Annotated in this window: 23 protein-coding genes and 1 riboswitch; of the genes, 10 read left to right on the top strand and 13 right to left on the bottom strand. The window is 59.9% G+C overall.

What is annotated here, in order from left to right; genetic code table 11:
* The first annotated feature begins 24 nt into the window (after positions 1-24).
* The 5 genes from cecR to G9X48_RS09395 are packed head-to-tail and all read left to right on the top strand — an operon-like array spanning position 25 to position 5,668.
* Positions 25-723: a transcriptional regulator CecR gene (gene cecR / locus G9X48_RS09375; protein WP_097640682.1), complete on the top strand. Its 699-nt coding sequence runs from the start codon at positions 25-27 to the stop codon at positions 721-723.
* Complete coding sequence (hlyD, locus tag G9X48_RS09380) at positions 716-1,717, top strand: secretion protein HlyD (protein ID WP_097640681.1); 1,002 nt, start codon at positions 716-718, stop codon at positions 1,715-1,717. Before cecR ends, hlyD begins: the two co-directional genes overlap by 8 nt.
* Positions 1,704-3,434, top strand: a complete 1,731-nt coding sequence (locus G9X48_RS09385; RefSeq protein WP_097640680.1) for an ATP-binding cassette domain-containing protein — start codon at positions 1,704-1,706, stop codon at positions 3,432-3,434. Before hlyD ends, G9X48_RS09385 begins: the two co-directional genes overlap by 14 nt.
* The gene (locus G9X48_RS09390) at positions 3,431-4,552 is read left to right on the top strand and encodes an ABC transporter permease (RefSeq protein WP_097582050.1); all 1,122 of its coding nucleotides are present in this window, start codon (positions 3,431-3,433) and stop codon (positions 4,550-4,552) included. Before G9X48_RS09385 ends, G9X48_RS09390 begins: the two co-directional genes overlap by 4 nt.
* Positions 4,553-4,561: 9 nt before the next feature.
* Positions 4,562-5,668, top strand: a complete 1,107-nt coding sequence (locus tag G9X48_RS09395; RefSeq protein WP_054624823.1) for an ABC transporter permease — start codon at positions 4,562-4,564, stop codon at positions 5,666-5,668.
* Here G9X48_RS09395 and G9X48_RS09400 read toward each other — a convergent pair.
* Positions 5,630-6,046: a YbhQ family protein gene (locus G9X48_RS09400; protein WP_007865910.1), complete on the bottom strand. Its 417-nt coding sequence runs from the start codon at positions 6,044-6,046 to the stop codon at positions 5,630-5,632. The genes G9X48_RS09395 and G9X48_RS09400 overlap by 39 nt on opposite strands.
* Positions 6,047-6,181: 135 nt before the next feature.
* Between G9X48_RS09400 and G9X48_RS09405 the strand changes: the two genes are divergently transcribed.
* The 3 genes from G9X48_RS09405 to G9X48_RS09415 are packed head-to-tail and all read left to right on the top strand — an operon-like array spanning position 6,182 to position 9,209.
* Positions 6,182-6,943 carry an endonuclease/exonuclease/phosphatase family protein gene (locus tag G9X48_RS09405; protein ID WP_004387497.1) on the top strand — a complete coding sequence of 254 codons (762 nt, stop codon included), beginning with the start codon at positions 6,182-6,184 and terminating at the stop codon, positions 6,941-6,943.
* A complete protein-coding gene (clsB, locus tag G9X48_RS09410; RefSeq protein ID WP_007865906.1) occupies positions 6,940-8,181 on the top strand; it encodes a cardiolipin synthase ClsB in 1,242 nt (413 codons plus the stop codon). The genes G9X48_RS09405 and clsB overlap by 4 nt, the downstream gene beginning before the upstream one ends.
* Positions 8,181-9,209 carry a YbhN family protein gene (locus G9X48_RS09415; protein WP_097640679.1) on the top strand — a complete coding sequence of 343 codons (1,029 nt, stop codon included), beginning with the start codon at positions 8,181-8,183 and terminating at the stop codon, positions 9,207-9,209. Before clsB ends, G9X48_RS09415 begins: the two co-directional genes overlap by 1 nt.
* 682 nt (positions 9,210-9,891) lie before the next feature.
* On the opposite strand, the gene G9X48_RS09420 is transcribed toward G9X48_RS09415, so the two are convergent.
* From G9X48_RS09420 to moaA, 6 genes are all read right to left on the bottom strand, one after another.
* Positions 9,892-10,599 (bottom strand): Bax inhibitor-1/YccA family protein, encoded by a 708-nt coding sequence (locus tag G9X48_RS09420; protein WP_004387501.1) that lies wholly within the window; start codon positions 10,597-10,599, stop codon positions 9,892-9,894.
* Between the two features lie 94 nt (positions 10,600-10,693).
* Complete coding sequence (moaE, locus tag G9X48_RS09425; protein ID WP_097564633.1) at positions 10,694-11,146, bottom strand: molybdopterin synthase catalytic subunit MoaE; 453 nt, start codon at positions 11,144-11,146, stop codon at positions 10,694-10,696.
* A gap of 1 nt (position 11,147) precedes the next feature.
* A complete protein-coding gene (gene moaD / locus G9X48_RS09430; protein ID WP_004387503.1) occupies positions 11,148-11,393 on the bottom strand; it encodes a molybdopterin synthase sulfur carrier subunit in 246 nt (81 codons plus the stop codon).
* Positions 11,386-11,871 (bottom strand): cyclic pyranopterin monophosphate synthase MoaC, encoded by a 486-nt coding sequence (gene moaC / locus G9X48_RS09435; RefSeq protein WP_004387504.1) that lies wholly within the window; start codon positions 11,869-11,871, stop codon positions 11,386-11,388. Before moaC ends, moaD begins: the two co-directional genes overlap by 8 nt.
* Before the next feature lie 3 nt (positions 11,872-11,874).
* Positions 11,875-12,387 (bottom strand): molybdenum cofactor biosynthesis protein B, encoded by a 513-nt coding sequence (gene moaB / locus G9X48_RS09440; protein ID WP_004387505.1) that lies wholly within the window; start codon positions 12,385-12,387, stop codon positions 11,875-11,877.
* A gap of 21 nt (positions 12,388-12,408) precedes the next feature.
* Positions 12,409-13,398: a GTP 3',8-cyclase MoaA gene (moaA, locus tag G9X48_RS09445; protein WP_004387506.1), complete on the bottom strand. Its 990-nt coding sequence runs from the start codon at positions 13,396-13,398 to the stop codon at positions 12,409-12,411.
* A riboswitch (molybdenum cofactor riboswitch) is annotated at positions 13,386-13,521 on the bottom strand. Its footprint overlaps the gene before it by 13 nt.
* 221 nt (positions 13,522-13,742) lie before the next feature.
* On the opposite strand from moaA, the gene yvcK reads away from it, so the two are divergent.
* The gene (gene yvcK / locus G9X48_RS09450; protein WP_007848476.1) at positions 13,743-14,651 is read left to right on the top strand and encodes a uridine diphosphate-N-acetylglucosamine-binding protein YvcK; all 909 of its coding nucleotides are present in this window, start codon (positions 13,743-13,745) and stop codon (positions 14,649-14,651) included.
* A 367-nt stretch (positions 14,652-15,018) separates the two neighbouring features.
* Here yvcK and uvrB read toward each other — a convergent pair whose 3' ends face one another.
* Positions 15,019-17,040, bottom strand: a complete 2,022-nt coding sequence (gene uvrB, locus G9X48_RS09455; protein WP_004386467.1) for an excinuclease ABC subunit UvrB — start codon at positions 17,038-17,040, stop codon at positions 15,019-15,021.
* Positions 17,041-17,520: 480 nt separating this feature from the next.
* Positions 17,521-17,757, bottom strand: a complete 237-nt coding sequence (locus G9X48_RS09460; protein ID WP_097640678.1) for a hypothetical protein — start codon at positions 17,755-17,757, stop codon at positions 17,521-17,523.
* 173 nt (positions 17,758-17,930) lie between these two features.
* On the opposite strand from G9X48_RS09460, the gene G9X48_RS09465 reads away from it, so the two are divergent.
* Positions 17,931-18,638 (top strand): ATP-binding cassette domain-containing protein, encoded by a 708-nt coding sequence (locus tag G9X48_RS09465; protein ID WP_097640677.1) that lies wholly within the window; start codon positions 17,931-17,933, stop codon positions 18,636-18,638.
* Here G9X48_RS09465 and bioD read toward each other — a convergent pair.
* From bioD to bioB, 4 genes are read right to left on the bottom strand one after another with little or no spacing between them, the layout of a single operon-like run.
* Positions 18,635-19,318 carry a dethiobiotin synthase gene (gene bioD / locus G9X48_RS09470; protein WP_097640676.1) on the bottom strand — a complete coding sequence of 228 codons (684 nt, stop codon included), beginning with the start codon at positions 19,316-19,318 and terminating at the stop codon, positions 18,635-18,637. The two genes, G9X48_RS09465 and bioD, sit on opposite strands and share 4 nt — an antisense overlap.
* Positions 19,311-20,069 (bottom strand): malonyl-ACP O-methyltransferase BioC, encoded by a 759-nt coding sequence (bioC, locus tag G9X48_RS09475; protein ID WP_097564622.1) that lies wholly within the window; start codon positions 20,067-20,069, stop codon positions 19,311-19,313. The genes bioD and bioC overlap by 8 nt, the downstream gene beginning before the upstream one ends.
* Positions 20,053-21,204 (bottom strand): 8-amino-7-oxononanoate synthase, encoded by a 1,152-nt coding sequence (gene bioF, locus G9X48_RS09480; protein ID WP_097640675.1) that lies wholly within the window; start codon positions 21,202-21,204, stop codon positions 20,053-20,055. Before bioF ends, bioC begins: the two co-directional genes overlap by 17 nt.
* Positions 21,201-22,241 (bottom strand): biotin synthase BioB, encoded by a 1,041-nt coding sequence (gene bioB / locus G9X48_RS09485; RefSeq protein WP_097640674.1) that lies wholly within the window; start codon positions 22,239-22,241, stop codon positions 21,201-21,203. Before bioB ends, bioF begins: the two co-directional genes overlap by 4 nt.
* Positions 22,242-22,315 lie beyond the last annotated feature (74 nt).

Raw genomic sequence — 22,315 nt, forward strand, 5'->3', positions numbered from 1 at the left:
TAATCAATCGATTGATTAACTTTTATGGACTTCATCGATATGTCGCTCTCCGTCACGCCGCCCACTTCGCGCGGCGAACAGGCCAAAGAGAAGCTCATCAGCGCCGCGATTAACCAGTTCGGCGAGTACGGCCTGCACGCCACCACGCGGGATATCGCCGCCGCCGCCGGGCAGAATATCGCCGCCATTCCTTACTACTTTGGCTCAAAAGAAGATCTCTACATGGCCTCGGCGCAGTGGATAGCCGATTTCATCCGCACCCATTTTCAGCCCCACGCCGATGCCGCCGAAACGCTGCTTCGCGAGCCCAAGCCGTCGCCCGCCGCGATGCGCGCGCTGATTGACGACGCCTGCCGCCAGATGATCCAGCTGATGACTGCCGACGAGACGCTGAGCGTCAGCAAATTTATCTCCCGCGAGCAGCTCTCCCCGTCGCCCGCGTATCAGCTGATTCACGAGCAGGTCATCGCGCCGCTGCATCACCACTTTACGCGGCTTATCGCCCGACTGACGGGTGCCGATCCGGAGGCCACCGAAACGGTGCTTCACACCCACGCACTGATTGGTGAAATCCTCGCGTTCCGCCTCGGGCGTGAAACCATTCTGCTGCGCGCCGGATGGCGCGGGTTCGACGACGACAAAGCCGCGCAGATCCACCGGGTGGTCACGCTGCATATCGACTGGATCCTCGCGGGTCTTTCAGGGAGCCTGAGTGATGAATAAAAAACGCGTCGCGCTACTGGCGCTGGTGGTGGTCATTATCGTTGCGGCTATTGCCGGGTGGCGCTGGTACGCCGCGCGCCACACGCCGCTGACGCTCTACGGCAATGTCGATATTCGTACCGTGAATTTAAGCTTTCGCGTCAGCGGTCGTCTGGCGTCGCTTGCCGTCGATGAAGGCGACGCGGTGCGCGCAGGCCAGCCGCTCGGCGATCTCGACCCGACGCCGCAGCAAAACGCGCTGCGCCAGGCGCAGGCGAACGTCGCCGCCGCGCGCGCCAAATATGATCTTACCGTCGCCGGTTTTCGCGATGAAGAGATAGCCCAGGCCGCTGCCGCCGTGCATCAGGCGCAGGCCGCGTATGACTACGCGCAGAATTTTTATCAGCGCCAGCAGGGGCTGTGGCGCACCAAAGTTATCTCCGCCAACGATCTGGAAAACGCCCGCTCGGCGCGCGATCAGGCGCAGGCGCAGCTGAAATCCGCGCAGGATAAGCTCAGCCAGTACCGCGCCGGTAACCGCCCGCAGGAAATCGCGCAGGCGCAGGCGGCTCTTGAACAGGCGCAGGCGGAGCTGGCCCAGGCGCAGCTTAACGCGCAAGACACGCGCCTGATTTCGCCTTCCGACGGCACCATCCTGACGCGCGCGGTGGAGCCCGGCTCGATGCTCAATGCGGGCAGTACGGTGTTCACGCTCTCGCTGACCCGCCCGGTCTGGATACGCGCTTACATTGATGAGGTGAATCTGGGCCGTGCCGTGCCGGGGAGCCACATTCTGATTTATACCGATGGCCGCCCCGACAGGCCGTACCACGGCCAGATAGGCTTTGTCTCGCCGACCGCGGAGTTCACGCCGAAAACGGTCGAAACCGAAGATCTGCGCACCGAGCTGGTCTACCGCCTGCGTATTGTGGTGAACGACGCCGACGACGCGCTGCGCCAGGGGATGCCGGTCACGCTGCGTTTCCAGGATGAGGCGGCGGATGGCAACCGCTAACGACAGCATTGTGCTCGATGGCCTGGTCAAACGCTTTCCGGGCCTCGAAAAACCGGCGCTCGCGCCGCTCAGCGTGACGATCCGCGCAGGCAGCGTCACCGGGCTGGTGGGGCCGGACGGCGCGGGGAAAACCACGCTGATGCGTATCCTCGCGGGGCTGATGCGCCAGGACGACGGCCGCGTGCAGGTGCTCGGGCTGGACCCGATTGCCGAGGAAAACGCGCTGCACGCGGTGCTCGGCTACATGCCGCAGAAATTCGGCCTGTATGAAGATCTCACCGTTCAGGAAAACCTTAATCTGTATGCGGATCTGCGCAGCGTCACCGGCGCGGTGCGTGAGCAGACATTTGCCCGGCTGCTGGAATTCACCGCGCTCGGCCCGTTCACCGGGCGACTCGCGGGCAAACTCTCCGGCGGCATGAAGCAAAAGCTCGGCCTCGCCTGCACGCTGGTGGGCCAGCCGAAGGTGCTGCTGCTGGATGAACCGGGCGTCGGCGTTGACCCGATCTCCCGCCGCGAGCTCTGGCAGATGGTGCATGAGCTGGCGGGCGACGGGATGTTAATTCTCTGGAGTACCTCTTACCTCGATGAAGCCGAGCAATGCCGCGAGGTGCTATTGATGAATGAAGGCGAGCTGCTGTATCAGGGCGCGCCGCAGGCGCTCACCGAGCAAATGGCGGGCCGCAGCCTGCTGTTGCGCCCGGATAACGGCGATAACCGCGCGCTGCTGCGTGAGGTGATGCAACGCCCGGACGTCGGCGACGCCACCATTCAGGGCGCGGCGGTGCGGGTGATTTTAAAAGAGGGTGCCGGTGCAGACGCCCTGCGCGCCCTGCCCGGCGCGACGCTTCGTGAAACCGCGCCGCGCTTTGAGGATGCGTTTATCGATCTGGCGGGCGGTACCGCGCTGCGCGAATCGCCGCTCGGTGCCATTCTGCATGATATTCCCGGCAGCCGCGACGATGTGGTCATTGAGGCGCGCGAACTCACCAAAACCTTCGGCGATTTCACCGCGACCGACCATGTGAATTTTACCGTGCGGCGCGGCGAGATTTTCGGCCTGCTCGGGCCGAACGGCGCGGGCAAATCCACCACCTTTAAGATGATGTGCGGGCTGCTGAAACCAAGCGACGGCCAGGCGCTGGTGCTGGGCCTCGATTTAAAAACCGACTCCGGCAAGGCGCGCCAGCGGCTCGGCTATATGGCGCAGAAGTTTTCGCTGTACGGCAATCTGACCGTCGAGCAGAACTTACATTTCTTCTCCGGCGTCTACGGCCTGCGCGGCCGGGCGCAGCAGGAAAAAATGACGCGCATGAGCGAGGCGTTCGGGCTGAAAAGCATCGCCAGCCAGCCGACGGACGCGCTCCCGCTCGGCTTTAAGCAACGACTGGCGCTGGCCTGCGCCCTGATGCACGAGCCGGATATTCTGTTTCTCGACGAGCCGACTTCCGGCGTCGACCCGCTGACCCGCCGCGAATTCTGGCGGCACATCAACAGCATGCCCGAGAAAGGCGTGACGGTGATGGTCACGACCCACTTTATGGATGAGGCGGAGTATTGCGACCGCATCGGGCTTGTCTATCACGGCAAACTTATCGCCAGCGGCACGCCGGACGACTTAAAGCGCCAGGCGGCGCGCGAGGCAAACGACGAGCCGACGATGGAAGAAGCGTTTATTCGCCTTATCGAGGCCTGGGATAAGGAGCACAGCCAATGATGAAACTGCGGCGCGTGCGCGCGCTGTGCGTGAAAGAGACGCGTCAGATCCTGCGCGACCCGAGTAGCTGGCTTATCGCGGTGGTCATTCCCCTGCTGCTGCTGTTTATTTTCGGCTACGGCATTAATCTCGACTCCAGCCGCCTGCATGTCGGCGTCCTGCTGGAGCAGCGCAGCGAAGAGGCGCTCGACTTCACGCACGCCATTACAGCCTCGCCGTTTATCGCCCCGACGGTCAGCGACAACCGCCAGCACCTGATTTCGCTGATGCAGGCCGGGAAAATCCGCGGGCTGGTGGTCATTCCGGTCGATTTCGCGGCGCGGATGGCGCGCCCCGGCGACAGCGCGCCGATTCAGGTGATCACCGACGGCAGCGAACCCAACACCGCCAACTTTGTGCGCGGCTATATGGAGGGCATCTGGCAGCTCTGGCAGGCGGAACGCGCAGAAGACCGCGGCGAGACGTTTGAGCCGCTGATTGATGTGCAGCTCCGCTACTGGTTTAACCCGGCGGCGATAAGCCAGCACTTTATTATTCCCGGCGCGGTGACAATCATCATGACGGTTATCGGCGCGATCCTCACCTCACTGGTGGTCGCCCGCGAATGGGAGCGCGGCACTATGGAGGCGCTGCTCTCAACCGAAGTCACGCGCGGCGAACTGCTGCTCTGCAAGCTCATTCCCTACTATTTCCTCGGTATGCTGGCGATGCTGCTCTGTATGCTGGTGTCGGTGTTTATTCTCGGCGTGCCGTATCGCGGCTCGCTGCTGGCGCTCTTTTTTATCTCCAGCCTGTTTCTGCTGAGCACGCTCGGCATGGGGCTGCTTATCTCAACGCTCACCCGCAACCAGTTTAACGCCGCCCAGGTGGCGCTGAACGCAGCGTTTCTGCCCTCGGTCATGCTTTCCGGGTTTATTTTCCAGATAGACAGTATGCCCGCCGTGATCCGCGCGGTGACGTATATCATTCCGGCGCGCTATTTCGTCAGTACGCTGCAAAGCCTGTTTCTCGCGGGCACGCTGCCGGGCGTGCTGCTGGTCAACGTGCTGTTTCTGCTGGCTTCCGCCGTCATGTTTATCGGGCTGACGTGGGTGAATACCCGACGCCGCCTCGATTAAGGAGACGCTATGTGGCACCGCTTATGGACGCTTATCCGCAAAGAGTTGCAGTCGCTGCTGCGCGAGCCGCAGACGCGCGCGATTCTGATCCTGCCTGTCGTCTTGCAGGTGTTGCTGTTTCCGTTCGCGGCGACGCTGGAAGTGACCAACGCCACCATCGCCATCTATAACCAGGATAACGGCGCGCACGCGGTGGAGCTGACCCAGCGCTTCGCCCGCGCCAGCGCATTTAGTCATGTGACATTGCTTAACAGCGAACAGGCGATCCGCCCCACTATTGATGCGCAGAAGGCGTTGCTGGCGATCAACTTTCCACCCGATTTCTCCCGCAAGCTGGCGCGCGGCGAACCCGCGACGCTGCAAATTCTGCTCGACGGGCGCAACTCCAACAGCGCGCAAATCGCGGCTAATTACCTTCAGCAGATCGTCAAAGATTATCAGCAGGAGCTACTCGCAGGCCGCGCGAAGCCCAACAACAGCGAGCTGATTGTGCGTAACTGGTATAACCCGAATCTTGACTACAAATGGTTTGTGGTGCCGTCGCTGATTGCGATGATTACCACTATCGGCGTGATGATTGTGACGTCGCTGTCGGTGGCCCGCGAGCGCGAACAGGGCACGCTCGATCAGCTGTTAGTCTCACCGCTTGCCACCTGGCAGATTTTCATCGGTAAAGCGGTGCCGGCGCTGATTGTCGCCACTTTCCAGGCGACAATCGTGCTGGCGATTGGTATCTGGGGCTATCAGATCCCTTTCGCCGGGTCGCTTGCGCTCTTTTATTTCACCATGGTGATTTACGGGCTGTCGCTGGTGGGGTTCGGGCTTTTGATTTCGGCGCTCTGCTCGACCCAGCAGCAGGCGTTTATCGGGGTGTTTGTCTTTATGATGCCCGCGATTTTACTCTCAGGCTATGTCTCGCCGGTGGAGAATATGCCGGTCTGGCTGCAAAACCTGACGTGGATTAACCCGATCCGGCACTTTACCGATATTACGAAGGCGATTTATCTCAAGGATGCCAGTCTCGATATCATCTGGCATAGCGTGTGGCCGTTGATAGTGATTACGGCCACAACGGGCCTAGCGGCGTATGCCATGTTTCGACGAAAAATTGGCTGAATCGCGCTTGCGCTCTTTAACCAGCAGTGAAAGCAGCGCCGGCCCGGCCAGGATCACCACACCCGCGAGCGCCAGCAGCAGGTTGTTATGCAGGACGCGGGAGAGCAGCCAGAGCGCAATCAGCGCCGCGCCAAAATACCAGGTGGTGGTCAGCTCTTCGAGGAAATCCCCCACCTCGCGCCAGAGGCCGTCGTGGTGGCGCTGGAACGCCAGCATCAGCACCACGGTAAGCGCATAAAGCGCGCATAATACCAGGCCGACTTTCACCAGCGACCCGCTCATCCAGCCCATCACCAGCAGGGCCACAACCGCCAGATGCAGCATAATCTGCCAGCAGCTCAGGCCCGTCACCACGCGAATATATTGTTGCCACTTCATGGCCGCACTCCTGTGGAATTTTCAACGCATTCTTCAGAGTACCGCAGTTTACGGAAAATTCCGTATCCCCGCCGCTTTTTGTGACTGAGACTACACTTTAAACACATCAGGAGAATAAGAAGTGGCTGGGGAAACATGGCAGATAATACACAGCGATTTTCATTTAACGTTTTAACGATTAATACCCACAAAGGTTTTACCGCTTTTAATCGACGCTTTATTTTACCGGAACTGCGCGACGCGGTTCGCACGGTGTCGGCGGATATTGTCTGCCTGCAGGAAGTGATGGGCGCGCACGAAGTCCACCCGCTGCATGTGGAGAACTGGCCGGACACCACGCATTACGAATTTCTGGCCGACACCATGTGGAGCGACTACGCCTACGGGCGCAACGCCGTTTACCCGGAAGGTCATCACGGCAACGCCGTGCTGTCGCGCTACCCGATTGAACATTACGAAAACCGCGACGTTTCGGTGCCCGGCACCGAAAAGCGCGGCGTGCTGCACTGCCGTATTACCCCGCCCGGCTTTCCGAAAGCGATTCATGTGATTTGCGTTCATCTGGGGCTGAAAGAGGCGCATCGCCAGGCGCAGCTTACGATGCTGGCCGAACTGGTCAATAGCCTGCCGGAAGGCGAGCCGGTGGTCGTGGCGGGCGATTTTAACGACTGGCGTCAGCAGGCTAACCGTATTCTGCGCAATGAGGCCGGGCTTGATGAGGTGTTTACCCGCGCCCACGGCCGCCCGGCGCGCACGTTTCCGGTGAGCTTTCCGCTGCTGCGCCTTGACCGAATCTATGTGAAAAACGCCTCGGCGAGCGCGCCGACCGCGCTGCCGTTGCGTAACTGGCGCCATCTTTCCGACCATGCCCCGCTGGCAGTGGAGATCCATCTATGAAAACGACCTGGCGTGACGGAAACCATATTGAGCTGTTAGAGAACGGCGACCAGTTTTATCCCGCCGTGTTTGACGCCATCGATAAGGCGCGCAGCAAAGTCATTCTCGAAACCTTTATCTGGTTTGATGATAACGTGGGCCGCCAGTTGCATGACGTCATCCTGAATGCCGCCCAACGCGGCGTCAGCATTGAAGTGCTGCTGGACGGCTACGGCTCGCCCGATCTCAGCGACGAGTTTGTCGGCACGCTGACCTCGGCGGGCGTGATGTTCCGTTATTACGATCCGCGCCCGCGCACGATGGGCATGCGCACCAATGTGTTCCGCCGCATGCACCGCAAAATCGTAGTGATTGACGGCGAAGTGGCGTTCGTCGGCGGCATTAACTACTCCGCCGAGCATATGAGCGATTACGGCCCGGAGGCGAAACAGGATTACGCGGTGCGCGTCGAAGGGCCAGTGGTGCAGGATATCTACCATTTTGTGCTCAGCAATCTTGGCGAAGAGCGCGTCAGCCGCTGGTGGCAGCGCCACTATCAGCAGGCGGTGGAGAACACCACGCCGGGCGAGGCGCAGGCGCTGTTTGTCTGGCGCGACAATAACGATCACCGCGACGATATCGAACGGCATTACCTGAAGATGCTGGCGAACGCCAAAAAAGAGGTGATCATCGCCAACGCCTATTTCTTCCCCGGCTACCGCCTGCTGCACGCGATGCGCAACGCCGCCCGCCGCGGCGTGAAAGTGAAGCTGATTGTGCAGGGAGAGCCGGATATGCCTATCGTTAAGGTAGGCGCGCGCCTGCTTTATAACTATCTGGTGAAGGGCGGCGTCGAAGTCTACGAGTATCTGCGCCGCCCGCTGCATGGCAAGGTGGCGCTGATGGACGATCACTGGGCGACGGTGGGCTCCAGCAACCTCGACCCGCTGAGCCTGTCGCTTAACCTGGAGGCGAATCTGATTATTCACGACACGCAGTTTAACCAGACCCTGCGCGATAACCTGACGCGTCTGATCCGCGAAGACTGTAAACAGGTGGATGAGAGCATGATGCCAAAGCGCACCTGGTGGAATCTCGCCAAGAGCGTCATCGTGTTCCACTTCCTGCGCCACTTTCCGGCGATGGTGGGCTGGCTGCCCGCGCATACGCCGAAGCTCGCGCAGGTGCCGCCGCCGGTACAACCTGAAATCGAAACCCAGGACCGGGTGGAGACTGAAAATCCGGGAGTGAAACCGTAATGGCGAAATCGCATCTGAAGTGGCGCATCGCGAAGAAAATCCTCACGTGGGTGTTTTTTATCGCCGTCGTCGTGCTGATTGTGATGTATGCGCAAAAAGTCGACTGGGAAGAAGTGTGGAAGGTCATTAAGAATTACGACCGCACCGCCCTGCTTATCTCGGTGGCGCTGGTTATCCTGAGTTATCTGCTCTATGGCTGTTACGATTTGCTGGGCCGCGCCTATTGCGGGCATAAGCTTGCCAAACGGCAGGTGATGCTGGTCTCGTTCGTCTGCTACGCGTTTAACCTGACGCTCAGCACCTGGGTGGGCGGCGTGGGGATGCGCTACCGGCTTTACTCACGCCTGGGGCTGCCGGGAAGTACCATCACGCGTATTTTCTCGCTGAGTATTACGACCAACTGGCTCGGTTATATCCTGCTCGGCGGCGTGATTTTCACCTTTGGCGTGGTGAAGCTGCCGGCGCACTGGTATATCGACGAGATGACGCTGCGCATTATCGGCATCGCGCTGCTTGCCGTGATCGCGGTCTATATGTGGTTTTGCGCGTTCGCGAAGCGCCGCCATGTGACGATCAAAGGCCAGAAGCTGGTGTTGCCGTCATGGAAGTTCGCTATCGCGCAGATGGTGATTTCCAGCGCCAACTGGATGGCGATGGGCGCGATTATCTGGCTGTTGCTGGGCCAGGAAATTAACTATTTCTTCGTGCTGGGCGTGTTACTGGTGAGCAGTATCGCCGGGGTGATTATTCATATTCCGGCGGGCATCGGCGTGCTGGAGGCGGTGTTTATCGCGCTGCTTGGCGGCGAGCATGTGAGCCACGGCGCGATTATCGCGGCGCTGCTCGCCTACCGTATGCTCTATTTCTTCGCCCCGCTGCTGCTGGCTATCGTTATCTATCTGGTGCTTGAGAGCCGCGCGAAGAAGCTGCGCGCCAAAAACGAGCAGAAGCTCGCGAAAGTACAGGGTTCTGACAGCGTGCGTGAGGAGGATGGAGAGCCTTCGCTCAGTCTCGCGAAGGAGAAGTGATGGATTTTTAGGTGCTGGTGGGTTTGTGGGAACTGGTGGGTGCGCTGCGCTTACCCACCCTACAACATCACACATCACGCATTTTCGTAGGGCGGGTAAGCGCAGCGCACCCGCCATGCAAAACCGGACATCAGCCTCATCACTGTAAGGCGGGTAAGCGCAGCGCATCCGCCATGCAAAACCGGACATCAGCATTATCACTGTAAGGCGGGTAAGCGCCAGCGCACCCGCCTTTTATGGCAGACGCAGCATAAAGTTTTATTTCCCGCCAGGGGTAAGGACGAGGTAAATATGTGAGAGACGGTGAAATCGTTCCGTTCGCCATTACGTCATCTCCCTATGTGTATTTCTCTCACGCGAACGTGCAAAGGGGGCTCGCCGCCGCCCCCTTTGCAATCCCGGCTCCCGGCAGAAAATCGCCCCTTCGGGTAAGCCTCGCCTTATTCCCTCCGGCCACGGGTCGGGCATGACAATACATCCCTGTATTGTCATGCCCTCGCACCGGGTCCCTCCGGTGCGTCCCGGCCTGCGGCGAAACGGCGAGGCCGATTTTTTTGAGCCGGAGCAAAACCATCATCTTAACGCTCACTTTAAGTGTAGGGCGGGTAAGCAAAGCGCACCCGCCGTGCCCCCCGCCCATAAAAAAACCCTCCGCAGAGGGTTTTTATTGTTTCAAATCTGGTTAACGGCGGTTGCCAAAAATCCGCAACAGCATCAGGAACAGGTTGATGAAATCGAGATACAGCGTCAGCGCGCCGAGAATCGAATATTTGCGCAGATTTCCGTGGTCGTTCACATCAATCTGCTCGCCCAGGGCTTTCAGCTTCTGCGTGTCATACGCCGTCAGGCCCACAAACACGATAACGCCGATATACGTCACCGCCCACATCAGCGCAGTGCTTTTCAGCCAGAAGTTCACCAGTGACGCGATAATCAGCCCAATCAGCGCCATAAACAGAATATTGCCCCAGCCGCTGAGATCGCGCTTAGTCGTATAGCCATACAGGCTCATCACGCCGAACATCCCCGCCGTCACCACAAACGTGCTGGCGATGGACGCGTAGGTATAGACCAGAAAAATAGATGAGAGCGTAAGCCCCGTCAGCGCCGAATAGAGCATAAAGAGCGCGGTGGCGACCGCCGGGCTGAGCTTATGCACAAGCCCTGAGAGAACAAACACCAGCGCGAGCTGGGCGATGATAAGCCCGAAGAACACAAACCGGCTGGAGAAGATATACATCATCAGGTTTTCATTGTTGGCCGAATACCAGGCAACAAAGGCGGTCAGTAACAGACCGCAGGTCATCCAGCCATACACCTGAGCCATAAACGTTTGCAGCCCGGCGCGCGGCTGCACAATGCTTTCATTTGAGCGTGGGAATCGATCCATGACGCTGCCTCATTCAGTCAGTTAACTTCTGTCGAGGCGCAGGTAACATGCGCCTCCCCGCTGTTAATCCTGGAACAAATTTCCTGTGATGTCATTACCAGCGCTTCGCCGCCGCCTGATCGCTGTCGCGCGCTTCCACCCAGCGGTCGCCTTCTGGCGTGGCCTCGCGCTTCCAGAACGGCGCGCGGGTTTTCAGGTAATCCATAATAAACTGCGCCGCGTCAAACGCCTGACTGCGGTGCGCGCCGGTCACGCCGACAAAAACAATTTCATCGCCTGGCCACAGCTCGCCCACGCGGTGGATAACCGACACGCGTTGCAGCGGCCAGCGTTCACGCGCCTCGGCGACGATCTCCGCCAGCGCTTTTTCCGTCATGCCCGGGTAGTGCTCAAGCGTCAGCGCGCTCACGCTATCGCCGAGATTATGGTTGCGCACTTTGCCGGTAAAGGTCACGACCGCGCCGTCTTCATCGCACTGCGACAGCCACTGGTACTCATCGCCGACGCTGAAATTTTCATGGCCGACGCGGATGCGGGTTTCACTCATTTCAGCCTCCGGTCACCGGCGGGAAAAAGGCCACTTCATCGCCATCGGCGATCGGATGGTCAAACGGCACCAGCGTCTGGTTAACCGCCGCCAGCAGCTTGCCCGACTCCAGCGCCAGCGCGTAACGGCCGCCACGCGCCGCAAAATGTTCACGCAGCGCCTCAACGGTCGCAAATTCCGCCGCTACCCGCTCGGCGTCCACGCCGATAAGCTCGCGCACCTGCGCAAAGAAAAGCACGTTAATCATGAGCATCCACCTGAAAATCGCCCGACTTGCCGCCGCTCTTCGCAAGCAGCCGCACCGGGCCAATGACCATATCTTTCTGCACCGCTTTGCACATGTCGTAAATTGTGAGCGCCGCCACCGACGCGGCGGTGAGTGCTTCCATCTCGACGCCGGTTTTACCGGTGAGACGGCACAGCGATTCAATCCGCACGCGGCTTCGCGCTTCGTCGGCGAAAAGCTGCACTTCGACTTTGCTCAGCAGCAGCGGATGACAGAGCGGGATGAGCTCCCAGGTGCGTTTGGCGGCCTGAATACCGGCGATGCGCGCCGTGGCAAACACATCGCCTTTATGATGGCTGCCGCTTACGATCATCGACAGCGTCTCGGGGCGCATTTCAACAAACGCTTCGGCGCGCGCCTCGCGCACCGTCTCCGCTTTGCCGGAGACATCCACCATATGGGCTTCGCCCGCGGCGTTGATGTGGGTCAGTTGCGACATAACTTATTTCTTCAGATGGGGATGAAAATTACAGGGGCGCGTGCGGGCGTCGAGCTGCGGCGCGATGATGTTTTCCCAGGCGGTGCGGCAGGCGCGCGTCGAGCCCGGCATCGCGAAAATCAGGGTGTCGTTAGCCATCCCCGCCACCGCGCGCGACTGCATCATCGCGGTGCCAATCTCTTCAAACGAGAGCATACGGAACATTTCGCCAAAGCCCGCGATTTCGCGATCGAACAGCGGCTGTAGCGCCTCCGGCACCTGATCGCCTGCGGTAAAACCGGTGCCGCCGTTAATCAGCACCACCTGTACGTCGTCGCTCGCAATCCAGCGGGAGACTTCTGCGCGAATGGCGTAACGGTTCTCTTTGACGATAGCTTTATCCACGACCTGATGGCCCGCTTCGTGAGCGGCGTCTCTCAAAAAATGGCCGGAGGTATCGTCCTCTTCCCCGCGACGGCTGGACACCGTAAGAATGGCGACGCGCGCCGGCACAAACTCTGCGCTAACCTGACTCATAGTGACTCCTTGTACGCGGCGTCAGCCGCCGATATAGGACAGATTCTGGGTGATGCCGGTGTTGCCCTGATGCAGGAAATGCGTCTGCTTTTTGCCGAGCAACGCCGTTTCGATACGCGCCATCAGCGCCGCCTGCTGCCCCTCTTCGGCCAGCAGATCGCGCAGATCCACGCCGCCGTCGCCAAACAGGCACAGGTGAAGCTTACCGACCGACGACACGCGCAGGCGGTTGCAGCTCGCGCAGAAATCTTTCTCATACGGCATGATCAGGCCGATTTCGCCCTGATAATCGGGGTGGCAGAAGACCTGCGCCGGGCCGTCGGCGCGGCTGCGCAACTGATGGATCCAGCCGCGCTTAAGCAGTTCGTCGCGGATCGTCGCGCCAGAAATATGGTGCTTGCGAAAGAGATCGCTCCCCTCGCCGGTTTCCATCAGTTCAATAAAGCGTAGCTGGATGGGGCGGGACTGGATCCAGTTGAGGAAGGTGTCGAGCTGGTGATGGTTCACGTCGCGCATTAGCACGGTGTTGACCTTAACTTTTTCAAAGCCCGCGTCAAAAGCGGCGTCGATGCCCGCCATCACCTGGCGGAATTTGTCCTGGCCGGTGATCGCGTGAAACTGGCGGGCGTCGAGACTGTCGACGCTGACATTCACCGCCGTCAGCCCGGCCTCGCGCCACTGCGCGACATCGCGCGCCAGGCGATAGCCGTTGGTTGTGACGGCAATCTGGCGAATAGAGGGGTTTTCACGCACGGCGGCAATGATGTCGCAAAAATCGCGGCGCAGCGACGGTTCGCCGCCGGTCAGCCGCACTTTTTCCGTGCCGAGATTCGCGAACGCGCGCGTCACGCGACGAATTTCGTCGAGCGAGAGGAAACCTTTGTTGGTGACGCCTGCGGGCTTGTAGCCATCCGGCAGGCAATAGGTGCAACGAAAGTTGCAGACGTCAGTCACTGACAGGCGCAAGTAATAGAACTTACGCGCAAACGCATCGGTAAGTTGAGAAGCCATGTACACCTTTCCAAATCGGGAGATGCAGTCATTTCTTCCTGCACCCTGGTGGCGTTTCGCCACGGCCAGAGCACCATATTTCTTAAAAACGTAGGCGCAAAGGCTTGAGTGTCATTTTCAGGTTATTAAACCTGCCAGCGGCGATAGTAGCGCGTTATCGCGGTTTTCGCCACGCGCGATTTCGCTGTATAAATTGATACATAACGGCATTTTTCGCGTAACGGGCACCAGAATACGTAAAAATCACGGTTTCACTTTGATGTGTGTCATTTTCAGCGCCAGCAGATCGTTTTTCTCGCGCTTTTCAGCTAACGTAGGCGAGTTTTAAATAATAAGGATTAGGTATGCGCAATCGCACGTTTGCGGATCTCGACCGGGTGGTGGCGCTCGGCGGCGGTCACGGTTTAGGACGCGTTATGTCCTCGCTCTCTTCTCTGGGTTCGCGCCTCACAGGCATTGTCACGACGACCGATAACGGCGGCTCGACGGGCCGTATTCGTCGCTCGGAAGGCGGCATCGCCTGGGGCGATATGCGCAACTGTCTTAACCAGTTAATTACTGAACCGAGCGTCGCGTCGGCGATGTTTGAGTACCGTTTTGGGGGTAATGGGGAACTTTCGGGGCATAACCTCGGAAATCTCATGTTAAAGGCGCTGGATCACCTGAGCGTGCGGCCTTTAGAGGCGATTAATCTTATTCGTAATCTGCTTAAAGTGGACGCGTTCCTGATCCCAATGTCTGAGCAACCGGTCGATCTGATGGCTATCGATCGCGACGATAACGAAGTGTATGGCGAAGTGAATATCGATTTGCTGAGCCATCCACCGAAAGAGCTGATGCTCTACCCTGCCGTGCAGGCGACGCGCGAGGCCGTTGAGGCGATTGCCGAAGCGGATTTGATTGTGATTGGCCCCGGCAGTTTTTACACGAGCCTGATGCCGCTGCTGCTGCTTGACGATCTCGCCAAAGCGCTGCGCCGCACGCCTGCGCCGATGGTTTACATCGGCAATTTAGGCCGCGAGTTAAGCCCGGCCGCTGCTGCGCTCAGGCTTGAAGAGAAGCTGGCGCTGATGGAAGCGCATATCGGTAAACGCGTGGTGGACGCCGTGGTCGTTGGCCCGAAGGTGGACGTGAGCGGCGCGCAGGACAGAATCGTGATTCAGGAGCCGCTGGAAGCGAGCGATATTCCTTACCGCCACGACCGCCACCTGTTGCGCGCAGCGCTGGAAAAGGCGATTCAGGCGCTGGGGTAAGGGCTATGGGTGCAATGGGGTTACGGCGGGTGCGAGGGTGACGGTTACGGCGGGTGCGCTTCGCTTACCCGCCCTACGGCTCCCGCAATGGGCTTTGATGATATGTAGGGTGGGTAAGCGCAGCGCACCCACCACACAGCCCACGGAGCGGACGTTGATGGAATGTAGGGTGGGTAAGCGAAGCGCACCCACCACACGGCCCACGGAGCAGGCGTTAATGGGGAATGTAGGGTGGGTAAGCGAAGCGCACCCACCAAACCAAACCAAACCAAACCAAACCAAACCAAACCAAACCAAACCAAACCAAACCAAACCACAGAAAATCACACTACGGCTTCACCACAACCCCCGTCACAACCAGAAGCACTTACGAGGCAGCGATAAACAGCTCGCGCAACTGATGAAGCTTATCGCGCAACTGCGCCGCCTCTTCAAACTCCAGGTTCTGCGCGTGTTGCACCATCTGCGCCTCAAGCTGATGAATTTTCTGCTGCAACGCTTTTGGCGTCAGCGCCAGTTCAGCGGCTTCGGCATCTGCCACGGTGCGCCCTTTTCCGCGTCCTTTCGGCTTGGTTTTCGCAATATTCTCGCCAAGCGCCAGAATATCGACCACTTTCTTGTTAAGCCCCTGCGGCACAATGCCGTGCTCTTCGTTATACGCCTGCTGTTTCTCACGACGGCGTTCGGTTTCGCCAATCGCCTTCGCCATCGACGGCGTGATTTTATCGCCGTAGAGAATCGCCTTGCCGTTCACGTTACGCGCCGCACGGCCAATCGTCTGAATAAGCGAACGTTCGGAGCGCAGGAAGCCCTCTTTGTCGGCGTCGAGAATAGCCACCAGCGACACTTCCGGCATGTCCAGCCCCTCACGGAGCAGGTTGATACCCACCAGCACATCGAACTCGCCAAGACGCAGATCGCGGATAATCTCCATACGCTCCACGGTGTCGATATCCGAGTGCAGATAGCGCACTTTCTCGCCGTGCTCTTCCAGATACTCGGTTAAATCTTCCGCCATACGCTTGGTGAGCGTCGTCACCAGTACGCGCTCGTTGATGGCGACGCGCTTGCGGATTTCCGACAGCAAATCGTCCACCTGGGTCGCCACCGGGCGCACTTCGATAATCGGATCGAGCAGACCGGTCGGGCGCACCACCTGGTCGATGATCTCGCCGCCCGATTTTTCCAGCTCGTAGTTGCCGGGGGTCGCCGAGACATACACCGTCTGCGGTGCCAGCGCCTCGAACTCTTCAAACTTCAGCGGGCGGTTATCCAGCGCCGACGGCAGGCGGAAACCATATTCCACCAGCGTCTCTTTACGCGCACGGTCGCCGCGATACATCCCGCCGATCTGCGGAATGGTGACGTGTGATTCGTCGACCACCAGCAGGCCATCCGCCGGAAGATAGTCAAACAGCGTCGGCGGCGCTTCGCCAGGGCCACGGCCAGAGAGATAGCGCGAGTAGTTTTCAATGCCGGAGCAATACCCCAGCTCGTTCATCATTTCGAGATCGAACTGGGTACGCTGGGTCAGGCGCTGTTCTTCCAGCAGTTTGTTATTTTCCAGCAGCACTTTGCGGCGCTCCGCCAGCTCTACTTTGATCTCTTCCATCGCCTGCACAATGCGCTCACGCGGGGTGACGTAGTGCGTTTTCGGGTAGACGGTGAAACGCTGGATAATGGAATCAACGGTGCCGGTGAGTGGATCGAACAGCGACAGCCGCTCCACCTCTTCGTCGAACAGCTCAACGCGCAGCGCCAGCTCGTCCGATTCCGCCGGGAAGATGTCAATCACCTCGCCGCGCACGCGAAAGGTGCCGCGCTGGAACGCCTGATCGTTGCGGGTATATTGCAGCTCCGTCAGGCGACGCAGAATGGCGCGCTGGTCGATGATCATCCCTTTGGTGAGATGCAGCATCATCTTCAGGTAGAGATCCGGGTCGCCCAGACCATAGATAGCGGAGACCGACGCCACCACGACTACATCGCGCCGCTCCAGCAGCGCTTTGGTGGCTGACAGACGCATCTGCTCAATGTGCTCGTTTACCGACGCGTCCTTCTCGATAAAGGTATCGGAGCTCGGCACATAGGCTTCCGGCTGGTAGTAGTCGTAGTACGAGACGAAATATTCCACGGCGTTTTCCGGGAAGAACTCTTTCATCTCGCCATAGAGCTGCGCCGCCAGCGTTTTGTTAGGCGCCAGCACCATCGTCGGGCGCTGCAAATCGGCGATGACGTTCGCCATGGTGAACGTTTTCCCCGAGCCCGTCACACCCAGCAGCGTCTGGTGCGCCAGCCCGTCCTCCAGCCCTTCCTTGATGCGGCGGATAGCCTCAGGCTGGTCGCCGGAAGGTTTGAAAGCGGAATTGAGTTTGAACGGTTTGCTCATGAAGAAACACCTGATGAAGATTTGCGCGGACAGAGCGTTAATTTTACTCGTCACAGCGATTTTTGCCAGCGATAAATACTGGATATAAAATCAGTGGCAGGTTAGCGGATTTTGTTCACAGCGCATTTTTACCATCTGGTATGAAGTAAATTTGCCCCTGCGCCGGATAAAACACTATACAAGGGCGGTTATCCCCAAAATTTTTTATCCTTTAACATTTGTCAAGCGACGCTGTGATACTTTTGTTGCAGCAGATGACACTTTTTCTTCAGTGCTTGATTTTAATTAACCTGTTAATTTTAAAGTGTTTTCCTGAAAAGACGGCTTTCGCGCCAGATCGGGTGCAAGCCGCATCGGCTCTCGCTTACGGCGCGTTTTCTAACTCTAATACACAAGGTTATCCACAGGAATAGTGGATAACTGCGTCCAGCCCTGAAAGCGCGCCGCGTCGCCGCCTGGCTCGATGTGCCCTCGTCTGGCTCAGAAAAAAATTTTCCCGGCCGGTTTTGAAGAATTTCCCTTGCTTTCCGCGCGGCGCTTTGCGCGATCCTTTTCACACATTTTTGCTTTACTTTTGCGCAACGTTGCACCAAAACCACGCCCTGACCAGCACTCAAAATGTGCACGCCGCCCGGCTTTTTCCAGGATAACCCACTGCGCCTGACGCAGGCTTTCAGGTTTAGTCTCAATTTCAGGCGCGATCGAAGGGTATTTCACTGGCTGGCAAGAGAATTGCAGTATCCCGTTTACCGGAACTACACCCTCTTCCCGTCATTGGCGGGAAGCGACAGCAGGACGCGCGGGCAGGCCGGGGAAGTCACTGTATATGCGGGCGTCAGAGCGCATATACCCATGCTGTATTCCGATACCCTGTCTGAAGGAGAAGCGCCATGTTAAGTCTGCACGCGGTTAACCACTTTTACGGCACGCAGCACACGCTGTGGGATGTCAGCCTCGATCTTCTGCCCGGCGAGTGCACCTGCGTTATCGGCGCGCCGGGCATGGGAAAAACCACGCTGCTGAACTGCGTGGCAGGCTATCTGCCGGTTAAGAGCGGCAGCATGCTCTGGCACGAGGCTGGCACCGCGCCGCAGGAGTTAATGCGCGTCGGCCCGGACGCCCGCGCGGCGCTCGGCATCCGCTACGTGCCCCAGGAGCGGCGCTATTTTTCACAGCTGACGGTGGAAGAAAATCTGCATATCGCGCTGCGCGCGCAGCCTGAAAATGCGGCCAGCCCGGAGCCGGTGTTTGATCTGTTCCCGACGCTCTGGACGAACCGCCACACGCAGGCCGCGGGGCTTGAGCCGGAGCTGGCGCTGCAGCTGTCGCTCGCCCAGGCGCTGGTCACGCGGCCTCGTCTGCTGATCCTCGATGAACCGACGCGCGGCCTCGGGCAGGCGTTCATTCCGAGGCTTGCGGATCTGCTCACACGGCTTAGCCGCGAATGGGGAATGAGCCTGTTAGTAGTGGAGCGCCATCTGTCGTTTATCCGCCGGGTGGCGGATCGCTTCTGCCTGCTGCACCGCGGGCGCGCCGTGGCCCGCGGTAGCGCGGCGCAGTTAACCGATGCGCGTCTTATGCACTGGATAGCGCCCTAGCGCGCCAGTTTGCTGAGATCGATCCACTGCGCGGCAGGCGTCACGTCAGGCTCGGCCCCCAGCCATGGAATTTCGCCGAGCATCGGGGCCGGTAACAGACGCTCAAGCGTGGCGAGATACTCCTGATGACGGCGGCCTGGCGGCTGCACGTCATTTGCCACCCAGCCCGCGAGACGCAGGCCCGCGGCCTGGACCGCCTGCGCGGTCAGCAGCGCGTGATTGATGCAGCCAAGCTTAACGCCGACCACTAAAATCACCGGCAGGCGCTCCTGCTGCACCCAGTCGGCGAACGTCGCGTCGTCAGAGAGCGGCGTAAACCAGCCGCCTGCGCCTTCCACCTGCACCCAGTCGGCGAGCGGCTCCAGCGCGCGCAGGCCAGCGGACATCACCGTGAAGTCAATCGGCAGCCCTTGCTCCTGGCTGACGATATGCGGCGAGGTGGGCTCTTCGAACGTCAGCGGATTCACCTGTTCGTAGCTCAGTGCCACGCTGCTGTGTCGCTGCAGCGCCAGCGCATCGCTGTTGCGAAGCCCTTGCGGCGTGATATCGCTGCCGGAGGCGACCGGCTTGTAGCCTGCCGTGCTAAAGCCTGCGGCTTTCGCGGCTTCAAGCAACGCGCAGCTTGCGATAGTTTTACCCACTTCAGTGTCAGTTCCGGTAATAAACCAGCGTTCAGTCACGTTCAATTACTCCAGAAATCAGTTGGTAAGTCAGCGGGAAATGCCCGTCCTGACGCGGCCAGGCGTCTTCGAGCCTGCGAAGCTCGCGGCGCGTGAGCGTGCGGCTGTCGCGCCCGGCGTGCAGATGCGTGGCACCGATGCCCTTGAGCGACTGCATGGCGCTGAGCGCATCGCCAAAGAGCAGCGTCACCGGATGCTGGCGCAACGTCATGCGCGCCGCCGGAGCCGCTGCATGAACCGCTTCGGCGCTGGCGAAACGGTTGGCGTGCGGGCGGTCATCCACCGCCGCCCACGCCTGATGCAGCTCATCAAGCGAGCCGTGCGCCAGCGTGCTGAACGCCACGCGTCCGCCAGGGCGCGCCACGCGCAGCATCCCGGCGAGCGCCTCTGACAGGCTCTGGCACCACTGCACCGCCAGATTGCTCCACACGAGATCAAAACTGCCGTCGGCAAACGGCAGCGCCTCGATATCGCCCTGCACGTAGCGGTGCGCCGCGCCGCGTTCGCGGGCGCGCGCCAGCATGGCCGGGCTTAAATCAAAGGCCGTTACGTCGCAGCCGCGCGCGCGCCAGTCGAGACTGCCCGCGCCGGTGCCGCAGCCCGCGTCCAGCACCGTGTTAATGCCCTGCGCGCCGCAGTGTTCGGCCAGCAACTGCGCGCTCTGGCGCTGAAGCGCCGCGAAATCGTCATAGGTTTGCGCCGCGCGACCAAACGCCGCCGCCACCGCGCGTTTATCAACGGCAACCGTCATATAACGCCTCCAGCAGCGCGTCGATGTCGTCATCCTGATGCGCGGCGCTGAGCGTCAGGCGCAGGCGCGCCGTACCCGCAGGCACGGTCGGCGGGCGAATGGCCGTCACCCAGCAGCCGCGTTCACGCAGTTTTTCCGCAAGCGTCAGCGCGGCACTGTTTTCACCGACAATCAGTGGCTGAATGGCGGTCTGTGAATCGGCAAGCGTCAGCGGCAGCGACGCCGCGCCCGCACGAAACCGCGCAGTGTTGCGTGCAAGCCGCGCGCGTAAGTCGTCGCCCTCGCGAATAACCGTTAAGGCCGCGTTCAGCGCACAGGCCTGGGCGGCGGGCATCGCGGTGCTGTAGATGAGGTGGCGTGCGGTTTGCAGCAGATAGTCGGCCATCGGCGCGCTGCACAAGAGCGCCGCGCCGCTGAGCCCGAAGGCTTTGCCAAACGTCACCAGCAGCAGATCGGGCCGGATGCCCGCCACATCGCAACTGCCCCGCCCTTCGCGCCCCTGTACGCCGACGCCGTGGGCGTCATCCACCATCAGCAGCGTCTGCCCGCCCTGCGCGATGCCCGCGATATCCGCCAGCGGCGCGCTGTCGCCATCCATGCTGAACACCCCTTCGGTAAAGACGAGCGTCAGCCCGTCGCAGGGTTTGCCCAGCAGGGCTGCGAGCGCGCCCGAATCGTTATGCGCGAAGCGGCGCAGCGTCGCCGGGCTGTGGCTTGCGGCTTCGAGCAGCGAGGCGTGGCTTAAGCGGTCGGCGAGAATGCGGTCAGACTGCTGCATCAGCGCGGCGACCACCGCCTGATTGGCGGCGAAGCCGGAGATAAACAGCAGCGCGCGGTCAAAGCCGAGCCACTGCGCCAGCGCGTTTTCCAGCGACTGATGCGCGTCGCTGTAGCCGCTGACGTGGCCGGACGCGCCGCTCCCTACGCCATACGTCTGTGCGCCCTGTTGCCAGGCCGCGATAAGCGCCGGGTGCTGGCTTAAGCCCAGATAGTCGTTGCCGGAAAAGTTACGGTAGCGCACGCCCTGATGCACCAGCGCGCCGCCGGGCGCTGGCGTGCAAACGACACGGCGGCGCAGGCTGTGGCTGGCTTCGCGCGCGCTCAGCGCGGCATCGATTCTCGCCTGCCAGGTCATACCGCCGCCGCGTTGTAGTATTGCTGGTTGTCCGCGTCGCGCAGCGCATGCTCCAGGCGTTCCTGCTGCTCGTTATCGCCCGCCAGCACCGCTGTCTGCTGCGGGTTGAGACCCAGCTTGCGGAACAGCTGCAAATCTTTGTCCTCTTCCGGGTTCGGCGTGGTCAGCAGTTTGCAGCCGTAGAAAATTGAGTTAGCCCCGGCCATAAAGCACATCGCCTGGGTCTGCTCGTTCATCTGCTCGCGGCCAGCGGAGAGGCGCACGTAGGACGTCGGCATCATGATGCGCGCCACTGCGATAGTGCGGATAAAATCAAACGCGTCGACATCCTCGTTATCGGCAAGCGGCGTGCCCTTGACCTTCACCAGCATGTTGATCGGCACGCTTTCCGGCGGCGTTGGCAGGTTAGCGAGTTGCAGCAGCAGCCCGGCGCGGTCGGTGACGGTTTCGCCAAGCCCCACAATGCCGCCGGAGCAGACTTTAATACCCGCCTCGCGCACTTTTTCCAGCGTATCGAGACGCTCCTGATAGGTGCGAGTGGTGATGATGTTGCCGTAAAACTCCGGCGAGGTATCGAGGTTGTGGTTGTAGTAATCAAGGCCCGCTTCGCCGAGGCGCTGCGCCTGATCGTCGCTCAGCGTGCCAAGCGTCATGCAGGTTTCGAGGCCCAGCGCTTTAACGCCCTGCACCATCTGCTCCAGATACGGCATATCGCGATCGTTCGGGTTTTTCCAGGCAGCACCCATGCAGAAACGCGTCGAACCCGCCGCTTTGGCCTTGCGCGCGGAATCGAGCACCTGCTCCACTTCCATCAGGCGCTCGGCCTCAAGGCCGGTTTTGTAGCGCGCGCTCTGCGGGCAGTATTTGCAGTCTTCCGGGCAGGCGCCGGTTTTGATCGACAACAACGTGCTGACCTGCACCTGGCGCGGATCGAAGTGCTGGCGATGCACCTGCTGCGCTTCAAACAGCAGATCCAGCAGCGGTTTTTCAAATAGTTCAGTGACTTGCGACAAAGTCCAGCGTGAAAGGTAAGCCATCGGGCGTCTCCAAAGGGTTTTATTTATCTGGGTTATGGATATACTTGTAAACCTAAATCTTTTTAAATTGGTTT

Origin of the sequence: Cronobacter sp. HA18006 (genome assembly GCF_011605445.1) — a bacterium.
Lineage (GTDB): Bacteria > Pseudomonadota > Gammaproteobacteria > Enterobacterales > Enterobacteriaceae > Cronobacter > Cronobacter sakazakii.

Excerpts from the sequence above, each read along its gene's own strand:
- bioB (WP_097640674.1), bottom strand. The coding sequence starts at position 22,241 with ATGGCTTACCTTTCACGCTGGACTTTGTCGCAAGTCACTGAACTATTT.
- moaD (WP_004387503.1), bottom strand. The coding sequence starts at position 11,393 with ATGATTAACGTGCTTTTCTTTGCGCAGGTGCGCGAGCTTATCGGCGTG.
- moaB (WP_004387505.1), bottom strand. The coding sequence starts at position 12,387 with ATGAGTCAGGTTAGCGCAGAGTTTGTGCCGGCGCGCGTCGCCATTCTT.
- G9X48_RS09405 (WP_004387497.1), top strand. The coding sequence starts at position 6,182 with ATGGCAGATAATACACAGCGATTTTCATTTAACGTTTTAACGATTAAT.
- moaA (WP_004387506.1), bottom strand. The coding sequence starts at position 13,398 with ATGGCTTCTCAACTTACCGATGCGTTTGCGCGTAAGTTCTATTACTTG.
- moaE (WP_097564633.1), bottom strand. The coding sequence starts at position 11,146 with ATGAGTGAAACCCGCATCCGCGTCGGCCATGAAAATTTCAGCGTCGGC.
- G9X48_RS09400 (WP_007865910.1), bottom strand. The coding sequence starts at position 6,046 with ATGAAGTGGCAACAATATATTCGCGTGGTGACGGGCCTGAGCTGCTGG.
- G9X48_RS09420 (WP_004387501.1), bottom strand. The coding sequence starts at position 10,599 with ATGGATCGATTCCCACGCTCAAATGAAAGCATTGTGCAGCCGCGCGCC.
- cecR (WP_097640682.1), top strand. The coding sequence starts at position 25 with ATGGACTTCATCGATATGTCGCTCTCCGTCACGCCGCCCACTTCGCGC.
- G9X48_RS09390 (WP_097582050.1), top strand. The coding sequence starts at position 3,431 with ATGATGAAACTGCGGCGCGTGCGCGCGCTGTGCGTGAAAGAGACGCGT.
- G9X48_RS09415 (WP_097640679.1), top strand. The coding sequence starts at position 8,181 with ATGGCGAAATCGCATCTGAAGTGGCGCATCGCGAAGAAAATCCTCACG.
- G9X48_RS09465 (WP_097640677.1), top strand. The coding sequence starts at position 17,931 with ATGTTAAGTCTGCACGCGGTTAACCACTTTTACGGCACGCAGCACACG.
- yvcK (WP_007848476.1), top strand. The coding sequence starts at position 13,743 with ATGCGCAATCGCACGTTTGCGGATCTCGACCGGGTGGTGGCGCTCGGC.
- moaC (WP_004387504.1), bottom strand. The coding sequence starts at position 11,871 with ATGTCGCAACTGACCCACATCAACGCCGCGGGCGAAGCCCATATGGTG.
- hlyD (WP_097640681.1), top strand. The coding sequence starts at position 716 with ATGAATAAAAAACGCGTCGCGCTACTGGCGCTGGTGGTGGTCATTATC.
- uvrB (WP_004386467.1), bottom strand. The coding sequence starts at position 17,040 with ATGAGCAAACCGTTCAAACTCAATTCCGCTTTCAAACCTTCCGGCGAC.
- G9X48_RS09385 (WP_097640680.1), top strand. The coding sequence starts at position 1,704 with ATGGCAACCGCTAACGACAGCATTGTGCTCGATGGCCTGGTCAAACGC.
- G9X48_RS09395 (WP_054624823.1), top strand. The coding sequence starts at position 4,562 with ATGTGGCACCGCTTATGGACGCTTATCCGCAAAGAGTTGCAGTCGCTG.
- bioF (WP_097640675.1), bottom strand. The coding sequence starts at position 21,204 with ATGACCTGGCAGGCGAGAATCGATGCCGCGCTGAGCGCGCGCGAAGCC.
- clsB (WP_007865906.1), top strand. The coding sequence starts at position 6,940 with ATGAAAACGACCTGGCGTGACGGAAACCATATTGAGCTGTTAGAGAAC.
- bioC (WP_097564622.1), bottom strand. The coding sequence starts at position 20,069 with ATGACGGTTGCCGTTGATAAACGCGCGGTGGCGGCGGCGTTTGGTCGC.